Source organism: Siminovitchia sp. FSL H7-0308, assembly GCF_037980985.1.
Classification (GTDB): domain Bacteria; phylum Bacillota; class Bacilli; order Bacillales; family Bacillaceae_C; genus Siminovitchia; species Siminovitchia thermophila.
The window spans coordinates 3,011,017-3,035,472 of record NZ_CP150282.1 but is presented as its reverse complement, the minus strand read 5'-3'; the positions used below and the strand labels follow the sequence as shown (position 1 = coordinate 3,035,472).

Genomic DNA, 24,456 nt, shown 5'->3' with positions numbered 1-24,456 from the left:
TAGATTAGCAACTATCTAACTTTCGGCTTTGCCAGCATGCTACACTCCCTGTTCAATTTCTATTCCAGATAAGCTGACTGTTGATAGGTTGAATCATACAAATCCAATTACCTAGCGTATTGTTAGTACGCAATCTCTTAAAGCCCTTATGGGCGCACCCCAAAAACATAAGGAAACCCTTCATACTTTAAAGCTTCATTCATCACGATCTGAACCATTTCATCATCGAAGTGAGGCGATATAAAATATTGACTGACTAAATCGACATAAAACATATTGCCATAACGGTAACGCCAACCACCATTTTTCTTTTTGGTTATTGGATTTGAATAAATGACTCTGCTACCGCCTGAACGTTCTTTCGCAAAACTTTCGGCTAGTCCAAAACTATATTGTGTGTCTCTTTTTGCAACGTAATCAATAAAAGCACCGCCATAGTTATATGCTTGAATGACTGTATTCTCATCGACACCGCTTGCTTTTGCGGAACGTAATAAATCCGCAAAGTATTTTGTCCCTTGTTGAATCGATGCTTCGGTATCCAATGTGTTTGGTGGTAATCCCAATGATTCACTACTTTGCATCACATCTTTTAACTTGCCGCCGCTTTCTACTTCAATAATGGCAAGTAGAGTAGAAACATACTCAAGAATGCCATATTCTTTCGCATATTTTTCTACCATTGCTTGATGTTTTAGCACATCCGCAGAAACAGATATACCGCCTATCTCATCAATGGAGTCATCACTATCTAATGAGTGTTCTTCATTCGATATAAAAATCGCTACAAAGGCCAATAATCCTAAAAAGGCAAGAAAGCCTAATCCCAAAGCAATGAACATGATTTTTAATTTCATGACTTTCATTAGCGTTTCCTCCTAGTTGCATGGATTGGACGCTTAGTGATTTGTTTCTGGTTTGTACGTTTCAACGGTTTAGAAGGACGCTCGATGATTGTCCGACTATTTTTTGATCGAGAACGTTCTTCATTGGGAGATCGGTTTTCTTTTTTTACTGGTTGTTTGGGATTATCTGTAAAATACACTTTTCTGTCTGGACTCGATAACTGTCGTTGTAATTTGAATTGCTTCATATGCTCGCTTTTTGCGACAGGTCTTATCTTTTCTTTTTGTTGAACAGTTGGGTTCTTTAATCTGTCTTGATGTGCTGATTCATTGACATCATGCGTGACTGGTCGTTCATAACTAGCAGTCTTTAGAGAAGGGGTACGTTTTTTATCCAATGCTTGCCGTCTATCTGCAATGGTTTGACGATGTTTTGCTTGACGGTCTGCATGTGTTTTTTGTCTCTTTTCCTTTGCTTGCTTCATGCCTTCTTTAAAATTACGGGTAGGCTTTGTAAGCTTTTCTTTTCCTTGCATCACCGCATATTGAGCAGTAGTAGGTAAATCATGCAGTTGTTCTTTACGATGAACTATATTTGCACGGAACTGACTTTTCGCACCAAGCATTTTTCCTGTGACTTGACCTACTTTCTGGCTCAAAGTTGTTTGTTTTGTATTGCCATTTGAGCGTTCTTTATTGTTATTTGCAGTTGATGTCAACCGCTGTAACGGTCGAATAGGGGGGAAGGCCCCTTTTGTTTGCTTTGATTTTCCAACCATTGCCCCGACCGTTGCTCCAGCTGTTGCTCCTGCAAGGGTGCGTCCGATTGTTCGCTGTAATCGCCGGCTGCCACGATTAAACATTCGGTAAGGGCGACGCATAACTTGACGTCCAACTTGTTGCGAGTCACTACTTTGCAGTTTAAACATGCTCATAATGTCACCAAGTTTCATGTAAATGCCTGCAAACGTCACGATCTGCAAAAAGGCAATCAAGAAAAATGGATAACTTGTTGTTAAGCTGTAAAGCATGGATGAAACACTAAAAGCAACTGTAATAATGAGCGTAATACCAGCCCGAAGCATAATCACATTAAATAGTTTCATAATCGCCTGTTTTCCCATGTTTTCAAAAGTCGGTATCATCGACAGTAAAAAACTGATGGGTAAAAACATCGCATAGATAATAAACAGAATTTGCGAGAAGATCATAATTCCCGAAAGAAGAAACACAAAAATTGAAATCCCAATATTGAATAGAAATAAAAAGAAGACCATTCCTAAGCGAGTGGTCGTTTTCGTAATCGTTAAGTTTTTATTGTCATGGTCTTCAATTTCTGCTTTGACAGCATCTTCACGATCTTTCCCGTTATTCGTATCAGGATTGATAGAAACTAAGGTTTCGACACGTTCTTCGCCAATTGTTTCTTTATCCGAATCACCAAATTGTAATAACATCCAAGGCTGTTCCACTTGAATGGAAAAGAGGTTATTCCGTATCAGATCAACGCTGTCTTTTCCTTGACTTGTAGAGTTAGGCATCAAAATTTTAGTTCCTAAATCTAAACTTGCTTGACTAATATCTGCTGAAAAATCATTGATTTTAGCAATATATGTTGGAGCGTAAGCGATAAAAGAAGCTGACAAAATAAACACGACTAAAAAGTTTAGGATTGCCCGAATCGCTTTCGTCGTTTCCCGTTTCATTAATCCTGTATATGCCACGTAAATCCCAATCACTAAAATGAAAAGAAGCAAAAAACCTACATAAAATCCAGAACTACTGAACCCACTTGCTGTAATTCCAGCTAATGTTTGCATGTTTTTCCCGATAGCGTCTGCTGTTTGGGAAATGAAGTCGAGAGAATAAGCTTGTTGGATTAAGTAGCCTGTCGCATTTGATAAATACAGGCTAATAATCCAAATGAAATTCGTGATTGTGTATAGTCCATACATCACTTGTTTTCCAATGCCATCATTCCAATTCCATGGCAGCCAATCCCAACCTGTGTCTACGTAAAAATCGAGTTGGTAATGATCAAGCGGATATTTAGAATACAGATTGTCTTCCGATATCGTATCATCAACCAACCCAGCAGCTTGGGCAAATGTTCCAAGTAAAAGAAGGTATAGAAAAACGGCAGTACCAATAAGTACCACCGTTAAGACAATCTTTTTCCATTTTTGTTTGTTCAAATTAATCGCCACCTTTCTTCTCCTGTGAAGGTGGACGCGTGTCAAAAGCATAAAATAAATCTTCAAAGACAGGGTGGACTTGAATAATCCCCACACGTCCATACAAATCTTGAATTAAACATTGACCGTTCTCCAGTTCCCGAAGTTTCCTTTGATTCCCTTCATCTTCTTTATCTACTCCAAAAAATTCAAGTGTCTTTTTTATTTCATTTATATCCCTAGAGCGAAAAGCAAACTTCACACCAATGTTATTTTTTAGTTTTTCATCGGTTAGATCAGCCGCATTTTGCGTGACGAAGTACACACCCGCATTCATCGCACGCCCCGCTCGCACTAGTTTGTTAGATAATGTCTTTCCTTGTGCTACTTGCAAGAATGACCAAGCTTCGTCTAAATCTACAATTTTGAATACACTGCGATCCGAATGGATAAAATCTAATGCAAATGTAGAAATGACAATGAGCATAGCGACACTAAGTAACTCCATCGTCGTATACTCTTCAAAATTTGTTTCTGCATCTGGTAATACTAAGTCTGCCACTTGGATGATATTTAATTGTTTTTCTAAGCTAATCGAGTTTTTCACTGCTCCATCTGAAAACAGAAGGTGGGCGAAGTCATAATCCGTAAAACTTTCGATATGGTCAGCAATAGGGCCTGCTAAAGGATTGGGATCACTTCTTAGTTCATGGATCACAAGAAGTAAACCACGTTCTTCCTGTTGGCCGACGGCTCGAATCGCTCGTCGTAATACCGGGAATTTATCTCCATCTCGACTCGATATACCCGTGAGAAAGGTAAGAATATCAATTGCAAGACTTTCCGAGTCTTTTTTCTTTTTCATAATGACAAAAGGATCAAGTAATCCTTTATTGCTTTCCTCACTCGTTAAATTGACAGTATTTATTTCATGAGCAATTTCGGGCAATGTTTCTTTCCAGTTTCCTCGTTCCGCCTTGGGATCAACAATGAGAGCTTGACCACCAAAGAGAACCGAGTAATAAACAAGTAAGTTGTTCGAGAATGATTTTCCACCACCCAGTGAACCTAGAAAAGCGGAAGCTAACGCATTGGTGACGGAACCTTTTACACCTTGACTGGCTAAGCTTGGATTTAGGTATACATTTCTTCCCGTATCTAAGTTGTAACCAAAATATATTCCTTCTGTTTCTCCCAGCATTTGTGTAGCTCCAAATCCGAGTCCTGCTAAAAAGTCAGAAGTTACGTACTGGATATAATCATTCATATACCGTTTACTGGCTGGGATAAATTCACTGTGTAAACCGATCATATCTCCAAATGGACGAACAAGTTTTACGTTCAAATCATCATAAAAATCTTTCACCTCATTACAACGCTGTTTGAGTTCATCCAAGTTAGGGGCAGATACTCGAATGACATAGCTTAACTTATACATTGATTCTTTACTTTGGTCGAGCACATCTTCTAGTTCATTGACCTGTTCCAGCGCGTCGATGACATTGCTACCTGTTTCGTTATCGGATTCCCAGGCATGGTTATCCAGGTCTTTGAGTTCCTTTTTCTTATTCCGAACGGTAGACAATGCTTTTTTATTCGTTACAATTTCTACGTTCATGGAAGTATCGATTTGAAAATCAAATTGTTGTTGTTGATAATAAAAGATTTCATCCGATGGAAACTCAAGATCACCGACAATGGAATTAATCGTAAAGTAGGCCACATATGTTGTTTGTTCTTCCTGTTCGATTTTTAAATAGCGTTGGTTTTCCTCAATTAAACAACGGGACGGTTTAATCAGATCATATCGTTTCACTAACGTTTCCCTTTTTAACTTCTTTAGGGGAAGAGCATAATCATACTCGTCATAAGCCATTCCAGTTTGGCCGTGAAGATGTTCAATTAGATAGCCAAAGTCATTTTTATCTAATGGGCGTACCTTAAAACGTCTCGAAATTTTGTTTTGTAATAACGATTCCATTTTAGAGAAACGTCTAATTTCATCATGAGGCATGGAAACAAAATCTCCCATCAGATGATGATTCACATCACGGACAAATGAAGATAGTGAATTTTTAATGTTTTTCCCCATTGATTTCATACTGACTTCTTCTTCATTCAGTAACAGCTTAAACCCAATAAAGAAACGATAATCTACTTGATGTTCACCAATCATGGAAACAAGGGCTTCCGTTTGGTCGTCAATCCGTTCATAAGCAACCTCTTGTAATCGCCCTGTGACTAAGTCTTTGCTTCGTTCTTGTACCGAGCGAATACTACTTGCGGTACTAATCTGTAAAGCATGTATTTTCCCGTCTTGATTTTGTGCAATCAATTGACGGAAATGGTCATGAACCTGTATTTTCTCATCCTCCGATAAAAAGGAATAATTATATGGCAACAGCTCATAATACGCAAAACATTCGCCGTCATGATTGAAAACAAGATTGTTTTCAAGATATTTAATCGGATAACGCATGGATTTCACTCCTAACAGCCGTTAAGCTTTCATTTACCTTTACATGTTGTAGTTTGATAGGTTTTCCTGCATACGTAACTTTAGGTCGAAACCAATAGGTCAATGCAGACTTGAGAAAGCTGTACGGTTTTTTGCCATCAAATGTTTTCTGGCTCATAAACCATGTCAAACCAACTGGTATTCCGACATATTTTAATAATGCACCATTAATCAAAGATAACGGGGGAAGATTTCCTAACAACATGACAACTAAGAGCGAAAGTACAAACCATGACATTTGATTGAATGTTACGGGAAAAGGTAAACGAAAATCATTAATGGCATAAATCACTTTTTCGACTGACCAAATACGAGTATAACTTTTGAGTTTTTTCATATAAAATCATCCTTTCGTACATAGAAAAAGCAGCCTGTACGAGAACAAGCTGCTTCTTCATCTATTGAACATATTCAAATACACCATGTGACGTCACGAGAAAGCTGCCTTCAATTTCAAGGTCACGTCCAAAAGCTCTGTAATCAATATAATTCTGTAAGTTAGCAGGGACTTCTCCAAGTACGCCTGTTTCTTCTATCAAGTATCTCGCAACATCTTCCATATCTTCACAATCAGAATAACAAATGATGTCATCCTGATGTTCCAGTAATTCTTCCAAACTATCAAACCAATAGCCTTGCACTTCTGATAGTGCATCATATAAAGGAGAGCCTTCGATTTCTTGAACCATTGCACATAACCGATTGATTTCAGAAATCGGCGTATATTCATCCACCTCAAAGGGCAACTCGAAATCATGAATTGCATATTCTTCATATTCGTCATTTAAACCAATACGTTCTTTCACATCTTCCATATCAATGGGTGGGGTAAACCAAGCACCAACCAATTCACCCTCATTATATTTTCCGAGGTTAGCTATATAGACCTGCATTTCCATTGGTTATCACATCCTTTTTATTAAAAATAGCCATAAAAAAAGCAGCAGCGTTTTATCTGCTGATACACAAATGAGGCTTGTTAATCCCTACCGCACTACCGTTTGGTCCACCATTTTTTTGCAGAACATAAGAAGACCACTTATCTTCCACAAAAAAACGGTATAATTTAAGCCCCTATGATTCGATTAAAGAGGTTTAACAACACATCTTTCACTCCGGCCGCATTAAAGACTAATCCAACCGCAACCAAAGCAATAATTAAAAAGCCTATCAATTTGGAAAACTCTCGTTTAAAGCCTAAATAAATTCCAATCACGACAATTGCCATTAATACTAACGATTGTGCATTACTTAGAAACCAGTTGTATAAATTCTGCCCAAAATTCATTTGGATTTTCTCCCTTCAAAAGTTAATCATTCGTTATCTGATGATGGTTGAATCACTTTCTCTATAGGAATGGTTTGTTGCATGAGTATTTTTTGATGGCGCTTGGATAACTCTGTCTGTTCCAACATATCCTTAATTACACTCGTTTGATTGAGTTCATCTATCTTTGTCGCTAGTTTCCAAGTGGGGGCGACTTGATGAGCTAGCCATCTGAGTGTCTTATCAAAAGTGTAAGGTTCGGGCTTTGTCGTTAATGAAATTTTTCTATTCACACCCAAATCCAAAAATCGTTGCCATTCCTTATTCATTTTCCAACTACTGCGACGTTTTTCCTCGTCCTTATCGACAAAACGAATATACCGATTAATGATCGAAAAGGCAGTCCGTCCAGCGTCTTCATACATCATTAGATCGACAACCGCATGGTAAGCACGATCATTCTTTAATCGAATTTCAAAGCGATTTTTCACGTCCGTATCTTCGAGTGATGTTCCAAATTTCACGTATTGTTCATAATCCTTTTCATACGCACAAAAGTACACGTCACTTTTTAAAGAGCCAATATATAACGTATTTCCCATGTCAGGCTTGTCTTCACTCTGCACAAGTTCACCAGAACGATAGCTTTTAAAACTACGGAAAACAGAGATACATTCTTCATTACGACATTTGTTAGTCAGAAATGGAATATCCAATATCCCTGTTTTATCGTTTATCGCAAGATCAATTCGTTTGAAAACTCCGCCAACACGAAACACGTCCATAAAAAAATCGAACCATGTTCGTTGCTGTGCTAGTAAGAAATTCTCAAATTGTCTGCATCCCTTTCCTTTAAGTTCAAGTAAACAGCCTTTGTCCTCATCAGGTGAAACCATCACCACAATATCACCAAAAACATATTGTTCCATATAGGAATAAAACGCATAATCCTCATGTAACATGTACTCCATTTTGAGTTTCAAAATCTCTTCAATGACAGGCTTCGGGTTTATCGTTAAAAATCGAATTCGTACATAGTCAAACAAGATTTCTAATGGAGCGTCTGGATTAAATTGCTCTAAAATATCGAACAAGGTAGCTTGTAGTGAATCGGAAGGTGTTACTTTTCCCGTTTCAATTTCACTCATATATTGTCTTGAAATCCCAATATGAGTAGCTAGTTTATTTTGCGATACACCGTATTCCAATCGTTTTTCTTTTAACCGTTGATACCAAGGTACTTGATTCATGTGCATTCCTCCAAACTAAAAAAAGATGTCAACTAAAGGTTAAAAGCTGACATCTTCTTGATATGCTCCAAACCGTTGCGCCATCAGGTGTTATTGGCTTTTGGAACAGTTTCTTATTGTTTTTCTACCCCCCTGTTAGAATTGGGGGGTTAAGGCGTGGCTGTCGCCACGCAGGCTTAGCCCAGCACGTCGGCTTTCGCTTCGCACGCCGCCGCACTGGGCAGCCTTTATGACACTAACTTTCCAATTTCTTTTAGAAAATCATGTCCTTTGGGGACAAGAGGTGTGTAAAATTCAGAAATGACACCATCACCTTTATCGACATACCCGCGTCCTTTAATTTGTTTTAGGAAAAATTGTTTTTGGACATCCGATCCGAACATCATGCCATATCCTAGTTCGGACATTCTGCCTAAAGCAACGCGAAAATTAAATTGATCACGAATCCCATCGCCTAAATACTTTGCATCTGGCCGCTGACAGGCGAGAATAAGAAAGAAACCGGCTTGACGACCTAACATTACAATTTGTTTTAGTTTCGTTAATACAGCTGTACTTTCTTTAGAAGCAAGCATTTCCATAAAAGCTACGTATTCGTCAAACACTAGAAAATGGGGAGGTAAACCCAAGTAAGCATAATTTTCCCCTGTTTTATATCCTTGCATTTGTTTCATTTCTTCACTTCGAGCCATCATATCTTCATAAAATTGGTTAATACATGCCATCATGTCTTCTTTTTTATAATATACTCCAGGCATGACAGTAGTTAGATCGGCTAAATCTGCATTTTTCGGATCTAAAATATATAACTTCGCATTCGTTTTTAACAACGCTTCAATCAATGTAAGAATAAAATACGTTTTTCCGCCACCTGTTCCGCCAGCAATCAACATATGTGGCAGCTGATTGTATTCCCAATCCATTGATTTCATGAGCTTTAAACGACCGTTTTGCGCAATGACTTCATCAATTGAAATACGGTTCGAAATCATATCATAAAAAAGCACATACTCCACATAGGAATCATGTAATTCCTTTGTCACTAACTCACAATACAAGCCACTTTCTAACTTTTTTTCCAAATTTAAAAGTGGCTCTTGATATTTACCAAGTGTTATTTCTACTTGAATATGAATCATGCCTTTTTCATACCGATAATACATCTTTGGAAAATGAGTCATTTTTTCCTTCGCCTTACTAGATGGGATATCTTTGAAAAATCCTTCATTTATCACTTGTTTTGTTTCATACCACTGATTGTCTAAAATCATCTTTGCGAGCTTTCGACGATGCATCAACTGTTTTAGATGGTTATAACGATACCGATAATAAACAAATGCACAGATTGCCATCAATAGCAAACTAATAATTAGGGAACTGAATCCATACGTACTTATAAAGTGAGTTTGAAATGGATCAACTTCCCACGTTGTCGAAAGTAAAAACTTTATATGAAAAGGGATAAAGAAAACGAGCCATACACCAAACAACCCAAAAAAGATAAATTGAAAAAAGAGAGAGGCGTCACTCGGTCGAATTCGCTTCCCTCTTTTTTTGTAAAATTTCATTATTTATCTTTGGATGGAGTGGATTTTTGAGTGTTAGTGCCTGGCGACGCTGTTTTCCCTTTTAAAACCAAGTCATCTGCCTTGATATACCAATCCACATCCGCACCACGAAAAGTTGCATTTGCGACTGTATCTGCGACAGGATTAATCAGTTCCACTTCTGCATTATAATCAAAGTCTTTTAATGGAACGGATGCAGGAATACTTACTTGAATCATACGTCCTTGTTCACGAGACTTTAAATCATACGTGCGTTCTTTTACTTCTGTTGATACCGTTCCATCTTCATTTTGCAAAAACACTTCCCGACGTAATGACGAAAACTTTAATAATCCGAATGTCTTTTCTTTATCAATGACAATTCCTTCTGCTAACCTCATGTTTTTTCCTCCTTATGCTTTGACCATATCGTCAGCATGTAAAATGTATTTTGTAAAACCGCGATCACCAATTTTATAACCTTCTGCGGTAATTTTTGCATTGACCAATTTCACTTTTTCTTCATGTTCAAAGAATTTCTCTCCGGCTTCTTGAGGCAAGATTACCTCAATATCATCTGCACGTTGAATATCGGAGTACAAATTATAACTACGTGACAATGTTGTCATGCGCCCATTAATACGGCGTTGTTCCACCTTACCTTCACCAGCATATTCTAAATTTCCAAACGTTTTTTCCATATTTGGAATGACATGTTTTAACTCCATTATATAGACCTCTCTTCTTGTTTTAATTTTTGTTATTTATTAGTAAGCAAGGGGAGAAGGGAGGGGAACGGGGAAAATACTCTTTCATTTGTCAATCACTCCTATGCTTCTTGTAGTCGATAATCCACACGTCCATAAATTACACACCAAAAAACAACCATCGTTTCTTCATTTTTATCACGTATCAATTTTCCATGAGGAAAAAACGGAAAGTCTTCAATCTTTATCTCATTTAAAACAAAATGGTCTTCAATCCAATCCATTACTTTCGTTTCAATTTCTTCCATATAAATCACACCACCTTATTTTGGGCAATAAAAAAAGCATGACAGATAGAATTTGTCATACGTTGGTTTTATTATCTATAAAACTTCAGCAATACCAGCCATAATATATTCCGCACATGGTACAGCAATCGCATTTCCAATTGCCTTATATCTAGCATAATCACTAATCGCTTCACCTTTGTTCCCTAAGGCTGTCCAACCCTCTGGTAAACCCATTAAACGTTCGCATTCCAATGGAGTAAGCTGCCGAATATAGCCTTCATTTTCTTTCCCTTCGTACCAAAAAGAAAAGTTATTGACAGAGCCCGCTAACAAAGTAGGGAAGGGATCGTTTGTTTTTCCGAAACTTCCATGAAATCCTTTTTTGTTTCTTTCTTTAGCTGTACTTCGCATGCGTCTTTCTTGAAAGGGGCGGACGATGGGTATTTTCCCCCCTGCTTTTTGAGAAGATATTCTACTGGTAGTGGGGGAGGACAGCCTGCTTTCTCTGCAAGACGTAAAAATCGATTGCAAATCGCGGGCTTTAAATAGTATTTCTGTGGCACGTGTTCCTCCAAAATCTGCCACGAGGAAGATACGTCTTCTTCTTTGAGCGAGTGTGGGCTTTCCCCAATATTGGGCATCCAACAATCGCCAAGCGATATCAACATCATTCCCTCGAACCATTCCAGCGTTTGCCCAGACTCCAGAAGTAGGCATTGAAATTTCGGTATTTGTGAACGATTCAAGCAAGGCCTTAAAATCCAGCCTGTTATTTGATGAAAAAGCTCCCATGACGTTTTCCCAAACAGCGATAACTGGATATGTTCCATTCGTTGCGCACCTCATTTCTTCTATAATTCGTATTGCATGATAAAATAAACTGGATTGACTTCCAGTAAGACCTTCTCGTTTACCAATATTGGATAGGTTCTGACAAGGTGACCCAAATGTAATGATATGAACAGGTGGAATTTCCCCACCATTTACTTTAGTAATATCTCCAAAATGAATCATGTTAGGAAAGTGTCGTTTTGTAATAGATATAGGTGCTTTTTCAATCTCACTTGCCCATGTTGGACTAATTCCAAAACGGGAAGCAGAGAGGGGGAAGACACCGATTCCATCAAAAAGGCTACCAAGTGTTAAATTTTTCATTTTAATCAACTCACTTTAAAATAAAAAAGACACTTCGGAATGAGAAGTGTCTAATTAAAATACTTTTAGAAATTTTAAAGATATTAAATTTTAATTCAAAATATCTACCATCAATTTTTTCGTTAGTATAGTAAATTCATCTACATATTCTTTTCGAAGGATTTTGCTGGGAATGTGAGAACTGTAATCAATATGGTTTATCTCTGAAACATTATTATACTTTCCAATTTCCTCCTTTTTTAATGTCGTTGTAAATATTACTTGATTATCTAGCTGGTTAAATAAATCAATTACAATTTGTTCTCTATCTGTTGATAAATCTTCAGCTCGAAAAGAATCAATAACAATTGGATAGGGATGTTTCAGAACTTTAGCAAGAGCATAAGTTTTAGCTAAATGAAATTGAGTCGCTTCACTTCCGGAAAAAACTTGACTTTTCTTAGTAAATATATCGTCAAAAATCAAATTTCCATTAGGATCAATTTGTTTATATACATCATTCATTACCTTTAATATATCTTTCATGAGTAAATTTTGTTTATTAATAGTTTCTTTACTATTCGATTCACTCTCTTTAATAGATGAGTTTATCCCCGAAATTTGTTTTTCTAAAGATTCTAACTTTACTTCAATTTTATCAATGTCAGTTACATCTTCTTTGTAAAGAATGATTGATTCTAAAGAAATGTCTTCATCAGATAATAGTTCTTGAAGCTGTTGTTGATAGATATTTATTTCACTAGTTTGTTTATCTAGTTCTTCAGTATATGAATCTATTTTTTCAGTGATAGATTCAATAATTTGGTTTCTAACCTCTTTAGTTGAAACATCAAAAGTAAAACTTTTTTTGATGCTAGAAGAGTACCCTATATGAGTAGAATGACAATCTAAGCATTGTAATTCACCTGTTGATATTGTTCTATTCAAAGAGTTGAGTTCTTTTAAAGTATTTTCATATTTTATACGACGATTTAATGTTCGATTCCTGTCATTTTTTGAGAGTACTAAATTTTTCCTCACATTTTCAATCTGTTTTATTTTATCTTCAAAGGCTACTCTATCGCTATGTTTACTTATATAAGTCATAGACTGATCCTTTGAATTTAAAATTTTATTTTTTTCCAAAAGAATCTTTTTTTCTTCTTTCAAGCTTTTTAATTTAGCTTTTTCAAGTGAAATTTCTGCCAAACTTAGTGTCTTTCCCCCTAGACTAGCAAAAGAATAGAGGACATTATAAAAGTCCTTTTTTGTATAAAACCCTTTATTTGAAATATTTGAAGAATCCTTTTTATCCTGACCAACAAAGAAAATTTGATTAAATAAATCAGGATCTACAATTCTTTGGACTCCATTTTTTATAATTTCAGGCAGTGGATATATGTTTTTTGTCCAGTATCTTTTTAGTTCGGAAACATTATCAAATATTAATATTGATTTTTCTACATACAATACAAAAGTGTCTTTTTTTCTTGAGATAATGTACGTAGTGCTATTAAATTCAAACTCAATAATATAATAATATTCTTCAAATTTGAAAGATGATGGAAAAACTGGTTCGCTACCAAGACAATACATCAAAGACTGTATAATAATAGTTTTTCCTTTGTTGTTGTCATCACTTGAAATAACGTTTAGTTCTTTTGTTAACCTTTTTTCTATATATGCTTCATGTGAATTTCCCACAGCAATCTTTTTAATTATCATTTTGTAAACCCTCTTTTACAGTTGCAATAAAGTATTTTAAAGACAAGTTATCAAAGTCAGGACAGTTTTGCTTTGTGTTTTTATCTAGTAAATTAAATATTTCTTCTACACTTTTATTTGGATAATCAAGTATTTTATTATATGTTTCGTTAAATAATACCCAAAATTCTTCAGCACAGTTTTTATTGAAAAGAGCTCTTGAGAATGCAATTTTACACTCCTCTAATGCATCTTTTCTTGATTCAGGAGGAAAAGAAGTGTAGATATCTATAAAAGGAACAGGACACCCTTTTTCAAATGGGTTCTTATTAATTAATCTACCTATTACAAGTGTTTTTATTTGACCACTAGTTAAATGTCGATAGTAGTATAAGGATTGATCGATAGAAGTAATGGTAACGCCTTCCACTGGGTCTGTATTTTTCTTATCCGATTGAATTTTCCGAATTTCATTAAAAATTGCTGTTAGTTCGTCATTTTTTGGTATTAGAGCAATATGATCTTTAATAATAGATTTTACGTAATCACTGGGTTCTTTATCATCTATCACGAAAAGAACGTTGTTCAAAATTCCTCAATTCTTTCATCGGAAATATCAGAAGAATTAAAATAATTTTTTGATTGAGCCTCTTCGACTAATCCCTCTTTTAATTTTTCACGTGCATTCACTTGAATGTTATCGATTTTAAAGATGTTTTTTGTTGAATCAATACGAACAGTGGATGACACGCCCCCAACAAACAAAATATAACTGTCAAATTCAAAATAACTAACAAAGTTTTTATATAATGTTACAAGTTCTCTTCCTAGTGCTTTTGGGGAGTTGTTTTTTGCTCCTTTAGATTGAATATCCCAAAGTCTATCTGCCATTCGATCCATTCCAGTTAAATCATTAAAAAAATCCACAACAAAATAGTGAATATCATCATTGTTTTCATGAAAATTCATTAAATAAAGTAGCGCTTTCGTTTCCGAATCTGCTGCGGATTTTCTTAATTTTTCCGAGGAGGAGACAGTATAGACCATAATATTTTCCCTTTCTAGCAACAGTTTTAATTTCATTGTATATTAAAGGTAATAAACAATCTAATAATTCAAATTAAATTATTCACTAAATAAATGCTTCATCATTATTCGTAATGTTTTTCTTGCTAATAATTAATATAATCAATATATATGTCTTTGGAGGTACCTTAAATGAAATTTAAACTATCAGCCTCAATATTATTTATTGGAATTTTTCTGTTAAGAATATTGAAACCAGAGTTAAATATCGATTCGATTTTGGTAATGCTAATTGTATTAGCGTTAGTACCTTGGTTTATTCAATACATAAAGTCTTTAGAAATAAATGGTCTTGGTAAAGTTGAGTTAATTACAGAAGACCAAAAGCAAGCAATCCAGAAGAATGCTGATGAAGCAGGAATTTTAACTGGTACTAAAGAGAATGAAATAAGTAATAATTATACATTTTACAATTTAAGATATGAAGATCCAAAACTTGCCCTTGCAGGTTTAAGAATTGAATTAGAAAGCACATTGATTAAATTAGTTGAAAAGAACTCTCTCGATGGTCAACGATTTGGTCTAAATAAAATGACTAATATTTTATCAAAAAACAATATCATTACTAGCGGTGAAAGTTCATTGATATATGATATTTCAAGTGTTTTAAATCGTGCTGTTCACAGCCAATTGGGTGAGTATAACAGTGAAACTTTTGACTGGGTTTTTGACGTGGGTTTGAAACTGTTAGACTCACTTGGAAAAAAGTTAAGTGACTAGACAAATGAAAAGATGTTCAAAGACTTGAACGCCCTATTAAGAATATTTAAGTTTAGGCTCTATTTCCAGATAGTAAATAGAAATTCCGATTTGGTACAACTGGCATTTTTTACTTTTTTCTATGCGGCTTAATTGTTTTCATATGCTCCCAAACTCCATGATACTACTGTGTTTTTCTTTATATGATGTACGTTTACAACAGACTGGGAGTAGAGTAGTAATAGCGGGGCTAGAAATCTTTGTATATCAAAGAATTTAGATTCTTTTTTTATTCTACAAGTAATCTACATTAAATTATTTTAGGAGAAGGATCATAGATTTGTTTTGATTCCTTAAAAGTAAATATCTTTAAATACATGATCATTGAATGATTCAAACTTAGTACCATTTTTGATTAGTTTACCTCGATAATAGACAACTACTTTTTTGTTTGTGTCTAAGAATTTTTTTAAATCAGACGTAGACTTATTCTCAGATACCGATTTTATATTTGAAAAAATTTTTGGTAATTTACTATTAATGAATTCAATTTCTAACATATTATCACCAAACTTAGCGGTTCTAATTAATGCTTCCCCGTAGATTATTCGTGTACAGTCATACGGAACAAAGTTATTTTTACTTTCCAAAAATAATTCGTTCAATGAAATTTTTTCATTTTCGATAGCGATGATTTGTGAATCTTTGTCTAGTCCAGGATCTTCAAATAAATTAATAAAACTGGCAATAGGGTAGACGTGTCTTGCTTCGCTTTTCACTTTATTATTCGAATTAGTTGTTTGATTAGTTTCCTCACTGGAGAATTCAGTTTTTAAATTAGTTTTATCATTACTTTTTGCTTTACCAATCGATTTTGTCATCTTAATTAATCCATTTTTTTGAATAGATTCCTTGGCAAGATTGCTTTCAAGTTTTTCTTGTTCTTTAATTTCCTCCTCCGACAATTCACTACATCCAATGACATGAAGCTCGTCTTGAGATGATGGTGTAAAAAAATATCGTATTCCTTTTTTGTTCCAGTTTGTGCAAGTCATATTAATTTGACAGTTTGGATTACTACATTGAAATGCCCGCCTGTCGTGTAATCGTCCCTTGATCGAAAAATTACTCGCTTGTTTTGCACTTATATTTCTATTTAATTCTAAGCTGTAAGCACGTTCTGACACACTATACCTCCTCAAGTGTTTCTATTTTTATTATAACATTACTTTTAAGGTCTGTTGGGTATAGTGATAAAGTTGTATCCTTTTTTGAACAGGTGGTGCATAAACGATATTTATAACATTTGTTCCACCAAAAGATATCAAATTTTTATAGTGATAACTCTAAATTGCGATTTGCATTTATTGCATTAAAATTGCATTATTTTAATTTTTTATATCAATTTATATGGATTGATACTTCTTTAAAACCCTTTATAATCAATGATATTGCTCTATAACTAGCATCGTGAAAGTAGAGTGGGAATAATACGCAAGTACTTAATGGCCTTGGTAATACAGGGCCTTTAAGTTTTTTTATTGATTTCGGTAGACGTTTAAATTCAGTATTTCTCAATCAATACGCCCAAAAGAAATGCTTAGGGTTTAGCCCATATCAGATATAAATAGCCTCCAAAGTGACGTTCTGCCCAAATGATTTTTAAATTAGATTTTTTAACGATATCAGTCATGTTTCTGTCTTGGTGACACCCTGTAAGCTTGAGCAATAAAGGATTCAAAAATTTTTGTAACCATCCCAGAGTTTTGTTTGTGCAAAGTCCATGCTCTAACAAAAGAATCTTTCCTTTTGGCTTACACCATTTTTGAAAATTATTTAAAACATGGATAGGATCTTGATAAGCGCATAAACTTCCCGATGATACGATCGTATCAAAGCTACTTGCGCTAAGTTCAATAGATTCAACATCTTCTTGTATAAATGTTGTTTTAAAAGGATAATTTTTTGCAGCATCCTGTGCTGACTTTAACATTTCATGGCTAAAATCTATTCCTGTTAATTCAATATTTTTATTGTAGAAGGGAAAATTAAGTCCAGCACCAATTGAAACTTCTAATACTTTTCCTTCAGCTTCTTGAAAAATTCGTTGACGAAACTTATAAGCATGATTGTTTTTTCGTCTTTTACTATATTTCTTTGCTTGCTCATCAAACTTTTGAATTAATGATTGACGGTCCATACCATCGCTCCATTCTGTCATTTAAATCATTTTTAAAACCAGGTGATTCATCATATTTCTCTATTCAGATGTACTTTCTTCATGTGTATGAATTAAGTCAATTAAATGACTGATCGCTTCGACTACCTCATCTGAACAGTCAGTATGGATTGTGGTATGTCCAGCATTTCTGAGAATACGAAGTTCTCCCTGCGGAACGGAATTTGCTAATTTTGTGTAAACAATATTTTTAATGTGATTGAATGGATCATGTGTATCACGAAGAAATGATTTGCTTGTGATTGGAGTCATGAATGGGTCGATTCCCATCGCTGTATATACGATCAACGGAATATCTGGCAGTTTTCCTCCTTTACGTATTTCTTCATAGATTTGGCTATTTAAGTTTTTTCTTTCTGTAAACGTTTTAGATAATGTCTTGAGATGATATTTAATTAGTAGTTCACGGATTTCGTCTGGCCAAGTTGCAAACATTTGATTAAATAAAGCACGAAAGGATTTTTTGTAAGTCAAGAGTGCCCGAAGGATAGTAAAACTCTGCTGAAGGAGGTAACGTTTTTTAAACTTCGGTGTATTGGTGCGAAAGTCCTCGTGAGGTGGTTCTAGCAAAATCATCCCAGCTACCTCATCTGGAAATCGTTGAGCATACCGCTGCGCGTAGATTCCGCCCAGCGAATGACCGACGAACAGGTAGGGAGCTGAAACACCAGCCGTATGCAATACATTTCGCAATTCATCAGTGACTTCAATGGCACTTCGAGGAAGCTTAACATGATCGCTCCATCCAGTTCCCAATCGATCATAAATGACTGATGTTGTATATGTACTAACTTTATGATGCAGATTCAGGTAATCAAGTCCGACCATCCCGGCAGCTGGTATGAATACATCCCCACTCCTTTTCTGAAAGGTAGTTGGGTAGTCCAGATACATTCATCTATAAAAGATCTTCTTGAGTTCATTAAGATAACCATCTAGTTCTGCAAGCACTTTGTCATAATCTAATTCAGTAAATTCTAAGTTCCGAAGATCTTCCAGAATCTGATTTGTAAAACCAACATTCGCCCAAAAGATAACCTGTTTGCATCTTTCAAGGTTCAATCCTTCTCTGAATTTAGTTTCATCAACAAATTCAAACATTTCCTCTTGGCATCGTGCTAGCTTTTCATTTACTTTTCCTTCTAGATTCTTATTGATTTCATCGGAATTCGTAGTGCCAGTAATTTTAATAAAGTCAAATATCCAAGGATGCTGTTGTAGTAACTCAATCTGGAGTATATATGATTGTCGAATCCTTTCAAAAATATCTTTTTGATTCAAATCCATTAAATCAAGATATTCTTTATGAATCATGTCAGTGCAATAATCATAAAGGAATAGAAAAAGATCCTTCTTGCTCTTTATATAGTGGAACATGAGCCCCTTTGAAATACCAGCCTCTTTTGCAATAACATTCGTTGAGGCATCATCAAATCCTTTCATGGAAAATTCTTTTAGTGCAGCATTTAAAATAGCACCTCTTCTTTTGGGTTCCAGATTCAAAAGCTTTAATTGCATGATAATCACCTTTGCGGATTTATTAATTGATCTGTTAGGTCAATTAACTTTAACATAATTTACCTATAAGGTAAATAAGTTGAATTAGGAAAATAGGATAAAAATGATTTGTAACGTTTTTCGAAACAGCAATAACTGGATAAGAACTTTTTGTTGCACACCTCATATCATTGATAACTCGTAATATTTGATAGGAAAATTTAGTTTGGGAATGCCTATTTAACAGCATTTAATCCAATAAAAAAACGGATAAAAAGTATAAATACTTGGTTTCCTACCAAAAGAAGCTGGAACACAACTAAATCATCTGATTAAAAAACGAACAATACAGTGAAACTTCATTCAATAGGAGTTTTCTTCCATCTCCTACTGAATGGTTGAACCAATCGGGCATTTAGGTGCCGTTTTCTCCCACTTGGACCTTTTGTATTCACTCAAGATTTTGAAGTGGGAGGCTTACGGCACCTTACATGCGGGATAAAGTGAAACTTCATTCAGTAGGGCTCCTACTAAATGTTAGTTGAACCAATCGGGCATTTAGGTGCCGTTTTCTCCCACTTGGACCTTTTGTGTTCACTCAAGATTTTGAAGTGGGAGGCTTACGGCACCTTACATGCCGGATAAATGGTCCCAGTGTATAATACGCAAGCTTTTAGCGTAGTCAACATATGTAGACTCCTGCGGGGAATAGCTCGAGCTGAAGATCCCGCAGGAAAGCGACCTTTGCTTTCCGAGGAAGCTGAAGCCGGGCCCGCGGAAAGCGAAATATGTTGACGTAGCGATGATTGGGATTTTTTTACACAAAACATACTAATCTTAGTATGTTTTAGCTAATCGACTAATAAAGTTGATGGCTGTAAGCGCAAAAAATCAGTTCCAATTTTATTACTTCTTTAATGTTTATTTAAAATTCGTTTAATTCCTACATACCATTGACTGAAGCCTTATTTATACCCACAAAAAATGTTGTACGGTGTGAGGATGAATAGGTAATTTTTTAATTATATTTAGTAGCTTGTTGACTTATTCTATGATTGTATATCATAAAAATTAAATTTTTTTTAATAATCATGTATTACTGTATAGACAAGAACATAAATCAAGGAGGTCGGAAGTATGGTAAAGGTGTTTATAATGCTGGCAGTTGTTTCGTTTTTGCTATCCGCTGCCTTATTTATAGTAGAAATTGTTAAAAACGGTTTTAAGGGAAGTAATTTTAAACCAGCTTTATTCTTATTTGTTGTTTATATCTTTAGTGTGATTTTACTTTTAATTGTCTATAACAATTAGGGAGGATAATATGATTACTTTAAAAAATGTTCGTTTCAAAGTGGGGAAACATAACATCCTAAATAACATAAATATGAAATTAAAAAGAGGTAAAGTATATGGACTATTAGGTCCCAATGGGGCAGGGAAAACCACGTTATTTAAGGCTTTATTAAATGTAATAGAATACAAGGGGGACATTTTCAAAGATTATAACCATGTGACAATAGGTAAATTAATTGAATATCCTGCCTTTTATCCAAATTTAACTTGTGTAGAAAACCTAAAGCTGCATGCCTCATATGCTGATATAGAGTACAATGATTCAATTGTAAATGATTTATTAGGAATAGTTGGCTTACCCGATGCGAAGCATAAAAAGTTTAAAGAATTATCTATGGGGATGAAACAACGATTGGGTGTAGCAAAAGCGCTGATGGGAAATCCAAATTTATTACTGTTGGATGAACCTACTAATGGATTAGACCCTATGGGGATGAAAGATATGCGAAATCTCATCGAACAGAACCTAAAAGGCAAACAAAGAACCATTGTCATTTCTAGTCATAATTTAAATGAAGTTTCTTTCGTTACGGATACTTTCCTATTTATGAGGGAAGGCAAAAAAATATTAGAAATTGATAATAACGAAGATATATATATGTTTGGTCGGGTGCAACAAATACCTGATCATCAAAACGTTAAACAAGCTATTACTTTATTGGAAGATAATAAAAAAGAAATCTACTTTATTTTAAGCGAAACCAATTTCAATAATCTAAAGACGACTAACGATTTTGTATATAGTGATGTGCAAAACCTAACTTTGGAAAACTTGTATATCAAGTTGATGTCTACAGATTTGATAGAGGTGAAAAGCTATGTTTAAGTTGATTAAAAATGAATGGATTAAAGTTAAAAGTGAAAAGGTAATACTAGTCATTGCAGTACTTAGCTTGATTCCTTTACTCATGAACTTCGCTAATTTTGCTATAAATAATAAAGATATAAGCTTGGATAGTGGTTTTTACTTTACTTATTATAATCAGTATTTCATGATGTTACCGATCATTTCTAGTGTGTTAATCTCCTTTATTTTTTATATCGAATTCAAGAACAAAATGTATTTAGATTGGATAACGTATAATATTCCACGTTATCAATTACTTTTTTCAAAAATACTTGTCTCTACAATCATTATGTCAGCCATTTGTGTAATGCAATTATTTATTTTGTCTGTTTTCTATTTTGTTATAGACGGGAATATAGAGAATATTCTTCGCTTAATATCCTCTTATATAATCCTTAATATAATAGTGATTACAACCATTACACTAGTGTTTGCAGCTGTCATCCAATTAACTAAGAATATAGTAGCAAGCATATCTATTGGGATAGGTGTTTCTTTATTGTCAATGATTCTAATGGCGGCACCTTTTTCCTTTTACATTCCGACAGCATTTGGGTATAGACTCGGACTATTCGTCATTGATAATGGATACTATTATGAGGGAGGCATGACTCCCACTATTATAGGCATAGCCCTGTTATTTTTAATAAACGCCATTATGCTAATGATCAACCTGAGATTAATTTATAAAAAGAATTTGTAAGGAAAGAAGGAGTCTGATCGTGGAGAATATACTTAAAAAGTCAAACATTTTTGTTCTCGAAGATGATCCAGATATATCAAAGTTTCTAAATATATTCTTGAGTGATTATTTTAATAAGGTGATTGTGAAAACAGATAATCGATTTAATTATTCGGATTTAGACAATGTCGATATTTTTTTGTTAGATGTCGAGATACCGTTCGATAGTGGATATGAGGTCTGTAAACGGATAAAAATGGTTTATCCTAACAAGCCTGTCGTTTTTCTCACGGCGCATAGTCAACTTGATGATAAAATCAAAGGCTTAGAATTGGGTGACGATTTTATACCTAAACCCTTTGAACCTTTAGAACTTATTGCGAGGCTTAAAAATCTATTGAAGGACAAGTATGGAGACCTTGTCTATTTAGATGGAATAATAGTCGATAAACGGGCACATTTAATTGTAGATAGTGTAACGGGAAACAGAATACCATTAAGTGAGACTGAAAATAAGATATTCTTTTACTTGTTTGATAACATGAATATTAGTTTATCAAGGGAGCAAATAATAAATCATGTGTGGGGAGTAGAAGGTCGTAGCCGTCAAGAAAATTCCCTAAATGTGTATATAAATAGTTTAAGAAATAAAGTGGATATTAAAGGCAAGTTAATTCAAACTATTTATGGTTATGGATACAAATTAACAGATCAAAAGGAATGATGTTATTGAAAAAAAAGATTTACTTTTTCACGCTTATCTCTATCTTGTTCTTTCCAATTGCCTTTATCATGTCAAATTATATCGTATTCTTAGCCCATTTAATACACGATTATATCAATGGGACTGATACTCCTTTTATAGCACATGAACATTATTTATATATTTTTTCTCTTTTCTTCATTATGGTTTTATTATACGTTTTCTTCCTATCAAAAATGATTATAAATATTTCATCTGAAATAAGGCTTCTTTCACATCTTATAAGGGGGATAGCGAAAGACGAAAACTATCCAGAGCCAGTAGAGCTCCAGGTGTTAAAAAATAGCGAAATGAACCATCTGGGTGAGTCGATAAATATATTAATTGATAGATTAAAATATAATCAGGATAAATATAGGGAATCAGAAGAAATTAGAAAAAGATATTTAGATCAACTTTCACATGATATTAAAACGCCGTTATCTCTCATAAAAATTAATTTATTCTACCTAAAAACGCAACAAAACGTCGAAGAAGCGATAGAAGAAATTAATAAAAATGCAGATATAATATCGACGCTAAGCGACCGAATATATCATAAGAATTATCTGAATCCGGACTCTATCATTACTCATATGTCGCCGGTCAGCTTAAATGACTGCATAATTGCCATTATCGAAAAATGGAACAATGCTTTAAGACATAAGAAAATAAATTGTACCAGCAATATAGAATCTAATATTGTTTGGAAGTTGGATAGAGTATGGTTTGAAAGACTACTTGATAATATTTTGCAAAATGTTTTATACCACTCTAAGGCTAGTCATCTAACTATAGAAGGTGTTAAAGAAAATGATCAAGAACAGTTGACAATAACCGATGATGGTGTGGGTTTTGATTTAAAAAAACAACTTCAGCAATCGAATCAAAAAGGGCTAAATATTATTAATGAAGTTCCTAAGTTGTTAAATCTTCACATTCTAATAGAGAGCAATGATTCTGGCACAAGGATTGTACTAACTAAAATATAGAGAAAGAATGCACGTGATAGGCTCATGTTAGATAAATCAATGATTTAGATTCAGAAGTGTATTTGCTAAGTAAAAAAGGTATAAAATAGTAATTAATAAATGCCGCTTGTCAACAGTATTTAAGAATGCAATAAGGATTCCTTATAACTGGGGAAGTGGAAGAGTGCTTCTGTTCAATGATGATAAAACCGTTTTTGTCTGTCTTTGCCCACCTGGTGGCGGACGCAGTCAAATGTTTTTTCCGGTAACTGGCCACTCCTTACGATCCCCCTCAAACAATTCGCTTTGAAGGACCTGTTTCTCATCATGTTTCCGGTACCGGCCCTCTCCCGCAAGCTCCCATAATGTCTCGGTGAAATGCGATAAAAGAAAATTGCTCCATATTCTTGCAGAAGCTCAAACATCCTGTCGCATAGAATCATGATCGCACGATAAGTTTGAAAGACATTTGTCAGGATTGATAACCGACCATGTTGAGGTCGGCTATTTCTTTTCTGCGATTACCAAGCATAAAGTGGCGAACGGCCCTAATAGTAGTGATAGTAAAAACCAGTTTAAACCACTCCGGTTTTTTCCTTGAGCGATTCCGGCATTAATGAGCGCCAATGTCCCCCACCCGACAAAATAGCTTTCATTCATTTTTCAACTCACCTCTTTTTTACTAGTTCAAGTATGACATACATTGAATTGCAATGTGCAATGATTTACCACTATGATACACTTTAGGCATTACGGTCTGTAAGGAGAAGCAGCTATGAAAAAACAATGGTCAACGCCTGCTCTACTTGATCTATCTGAAGAGCAGCGGAATGTTGAGCTCGGAAATTCGATGGAAGCTTACATGAGATGCCGTCGCGAAGCGTTGAAGTATTTCAAGTCGTAA

The 24,456-nt window shown here is 34.8% G+C and carries 26 protein-coding genes and 1 pseudogene; 7 read left to right on the top strand and 20 right to left on the bottom strand.

Going from position 1 to position 24,456, the window contains the following annotated elements; translation table 11 throughout:
* Positions 1-161: 161 nt before the first annotated feature.
* The 15 genes and pseudogenes from MHB50_RS14435 to MHB50_RS14365 form a co-directional block, all read right to left on the bottom strand.
* Positions 162-857: pseudogene (locus MHB50_RS14435) on the bottom strand (lysozyme family protein); the annotation flags it as partial.
* A gap of 8 nt (positions 858-865) precedes the next feature.
* The gene (locus MHB50_RS14430) at positions 866-3,052 is read right to left on the bottom strand and encodes an MFS transporter (protein WP_240033818.1); all 2,187 of its coding nucleotides are present in this window, start codon (positions 3,050-3,052) and stop codon (positions 866-868) included.
* Positions 3,042-5,498 carry an ATP-binding protein gene (locus tag MHB50_RS14425; protein ID WP_340084014.1) on the bottom strand — a complete coding sequence of 819 codons (2,457 nt, stop codon included), beginning with the start codon at positions 5,496-5,498 and terminating at the stop codon, positions 3,042-3,044. The genes MHB50_RS14430 and MHB50_RS14425 overlap by 11 nt, the downstream gene beginning before the upstream one ends.
* Positions 5,482-5,874: a conjugal transfer protein gene (locus tag MHB50_RS14420; RefSeq protein ID WP_095312461.1), complete on the bottom strand. Its 393-nt coding sequence runs from the start codon at positions 5,872-5,874 to the stop codon at positions 5,482-5,484. The genes MHB50_RS14425 and MHB50_RS14420 overlap by 17 nt, the downstream gene beginning before the upstream one ends.
* 61 nt (positions 5,875-5,935) lie before the next feature.
* On the bottom strand, positions 5,936-6,436 hold the full coding sequence (locus MHB50_RS14415) for an antirestriction protein ArdA (protein WP_095312464.1): 501 nt from the start codon (positions 6,434-6,436) through the stop codon (positions 5,936-5,938).
* Positions 6,437-6,603: 167 nt separating this feature from the next.
* Positions 6,604-6,825, bottom strand: a complete 222-nt coding sequence (locus MHB50_RS14410) for a hypothetical protein (protein ID WP_010097509.1) — start codon at positions 6,823-6,825, stop codon at positions 6,604-6,606.
* 26 nt (positions 6,826-6,851) lie between these two features.
* Positions 6,852-8,054, bottom strand: coding sequence for a MobT family relaxase (gene mobT / locus MHB50_RS14405; protein ID WP_095312466.1), 1,203 nt, complete (start codon positions 8,052-8,054; stop codon positions 6,852-6,854).
* Positions 8,055-8,281: 227 nt separating this feature from the next.
* Positions 8,282-9,622, bottom strand: coding sequence for an FtsK/SpoIIIE domain-containing protein (locus tag MHB50_RS14400; protein ID WP_340084011.1), 1,341 nt, complete (start codon positions 9,620-9,622; stop codon positions 8,282-8,284).
* The gene (locus MHB50_RS14395) at positions 9,622-10,002 is read right to left on the bottom strand and encodes a YdcP family protein (RefSeq protein ID WP_095312472.1); all 381 of its coding nucleotides are present in this window, start codon (positions 10,000-10,002) and stop codon (positions 9,622-9,624) included. The genes MHB50_RS14400 and MHB50_RS14395 overlap by 1 nt, the downstream gene beginning before the upstream one ends.
* A 12-nt stretch (positions 10,003-10,014) precedes the next feature.
* Positions 10,015-10,329, bottom strand: a complete 315-nt coding sequence (locus MHB50_RS14390; RefSeq protein ID WP_095312475.1) for a YdcP family protein — start codon at positions 10,327-10,329, stop codon at positions 10,015-10,017.
* A gap of 101 nt (positions 10,330-10,430) precedes the next feature.
* Complete coding sequence (locus MHB50_RS14385; RefSeq protein ID WP_095312477.1) at positions 10,431-10,616, bottom strand: hypothetical protein; 186 nt, start codon at positions 10,614-10,616, stop codon at positions 10,431-10,433.
* Between the two features lie 75 nt (positions 10,617-10,691).
* Positions 10,692-11,753 carry a DNA cytosine methyltransferase gene (locus MHB50_RS14380; protein ID WP_340084010.1) on the bottom strand — a complete coding sequence of 354 codons (1,062 nt, stop codon included), beginning with the start codon at positions 11,751-11,753 and terminating at the stop codon, positions 10,692-10,694.
* A 90-nt stretch (positions 11,754-11,843) separates the two neighbouring features.
* On the bottom strand, positions 11,844-13,457 hold the full coding sequence (locus MHB50_RS14375; protein ID WP_118889934.1) for a hypothetical protein: 1,614 nt from the start codon (positions 13,455-13,457) through the stop codon (positions 11,844-11,846).
* Positions 13,447-14,025, bottom strand: a complete 579-nt coding sequence (locus MHB50_RS14370; RefSeq protein WP_340084008.1) for a hypothetical protein — start codon at positions 14,023-14,025, stop codon at positions 13,447-13,449. The genes MHB50_RS14375 and MHB50_RS14370 overlap by 11 nt, the downstream gene beginning before the upstream one ends.
* Positions 14,022-14,483: a hypothetical protein gene (locus MHB50_RS14365; protein WP_340084006.1), complete on the bottom strand. Its 462-nt coding sequence runs from the start codon at positions 14,481-14,483 to the stop codon at positions 14,022-14,024. Before MHB50_RS14365 ends, MHB50_RS14370 begins: the two co-directional genes overlap by 4 nt.
* A 171-nt stretch (positions 14,484-14,654) precedes the next feature.
* Here MHB50_RS14365 and MHB50_RS14360 point away from each other — a divergent pair, with 171 nt between their 5' ends.
* Complete coding sequence (locus tag MHB50_RS14360) at positions 14,655-15,242, top strand: hypothetical protein (RefSeq protein ID WP_340084005.1); 588 nt, start codon at positions 14,655-14,657, stop codon at positions 15,240-15,242.
* 332 nt (positions 15,243-15,574) lie between these two features.
* Here MHB50_RS14360 and MHB50_RS14355 read toward each other — a convergent pair whose 3' ends face one another.
* The 4 genes from MHB50_RS14355 to MHB50_RS14340 form a co-directional block, all read right to left on the bottom strand.
* Positions 15,575-16,408 (bottom strand): hypothetical protein, encoded by an 834-nt coding sequence (locus MHB50_RS14355; protein WP_077735371.1) that lies wholly within the window; start codon positions 16,406-16,408, stop codon positions 15,575-15,577.
* Between the two features lie 413 nt (positions 16,409-16,821).
* Positions 16,822-17,421: a class I SAM-dependent methyltransferase gene (locus MHB50_RS14350; protein WP_340084004.1), complete on the bottom strand. Its 600-nt coding sequence runs from the start codon at positions 17,419-17,421 to the stop codon at positions 16,822-16,824.
* A 60-nt stretch (positions 17,422-17,481) separates the two neighbouring features.
* Complete coding sequence (locus tag MHB50_RS14345) at positions 17,482-18,354, bottom strand: alpha/beta hydrolase (RefSeq protein ID WP_340084003.1); 873 nt, start codon at positions 18,352-18,354, stop codon at positions 17,482-17,484.
* Positions 18,355-18,978 (bottom strand): TetR/AcrR family transcriptional regulator, encoded by a 624-nt coding sequence (locus MHB50_RS14340; protein WP_340084001.1) that lies wholly within the window; start codon positions 18,976-18,978, stop codon positions 18,355-18,357.
* Between the two features lie 1,116 nt (positions 18,979-20,094).
* Between MHB50_RS14340 and MHB50_RS14335 the strand changes: the two genes are divergently transcribed.
* Genes MHB50_RS14335 through MHB50_RS14315 form a run of 5 tightly spaced genes read left to right on the top strand, consistent with a single transcriptional unit; the run spans position 20,095 to position 23,573 of the window.
* Entirely contained in the window at positions 20,095-20,268 is a 174-nt protein-coding gene (locus tag MHB50_RS14335; RefSeq protein WP_171973966.1) for a hypothetical protein, read from the top strand.
* Positions 20,269-20,278: 10 nt separating this feature from the next.
* Positions 20,279-21,136 (top strand): ATP-binding cassette domain-containing protein, encoded by an 858-nt coding sequence (locus tag MHB50_RS14330; protein ID WP_339164433.1) that lies wholly within the window; start codon positions 20,279-20,281, stop codon positions 21,134-21,136.
* Positions 21,129-21,860, top strand: coding sequence for an ABC transporter permease (locus MHB50_RS14325; protein WP_339164431.1), 732 nt, complete (start codon positions 21,129-21,131; stop codon positions 21,858-21,860). Before MHB50_RS14330 ends, MHB50_RS14325 begins: the two co-directional genes overlap by 8 nt.
* Positions 21,861-21,879: 19 nt before the next feature.
* The gene (locus MHB50_RS14320) at positions 21,880-22,563 is read left to right on the top strand and encodes a response regulator transcription factor (protein ID WP_339164430.1); all 684 of its coding nucleotides are present in this window, start codon (positions 21,880-21,882) and stop codon (positions 22,561-22,563) included.
* Positions 22,564-22,568: 5 nt separating this feature from the next.
* Positions 22,569-23,573 carry a HAMP domain-containing sensor histidine kinase gene (locus MHB50_RS14315; protein ID WP_139345691.1) on the top strand — a complete coding sequence of 335 codons (1,005 nt, stop codon included), beginning with the start codon at positions 22,569-22,571 and terminating at the stop codon, positions 23,571-23,573.
* 483 nt (positions 23,574-24,056) lie between these two features.
* Here the strand turns inward: MHB50_RS14315 and MHB50_RS14310 are convergent, their stop codons facing one another.
* Positions 24,057-24,212, bottom strand: a complete 156-nt coding sequence (locus MHB50_RS14310) for a hypothetical protein (RefSeq protein ID WP_171973967.1) — start codon at positions 24,210-24,212, stop codon at positions 24,057-24,059.
* Between the two features lie 115 nt (positions 24,213-24,327).
* On the opposite strand from MHB50_RS14310, the gene MHB50_RS14305 reads away from it, so the two are divergent.
* Positions 24,328-24,456 carry a hypothetical protein gene (locus tag MHB50_RS14305; protein WP_340083999.1) on the top strand — a complete coding sequence of 43 codons (129 nt, stop codon included), beginning with the start codon at positions 24,328-24,330 and terminating at the stop codon, positions 24,454-24,456.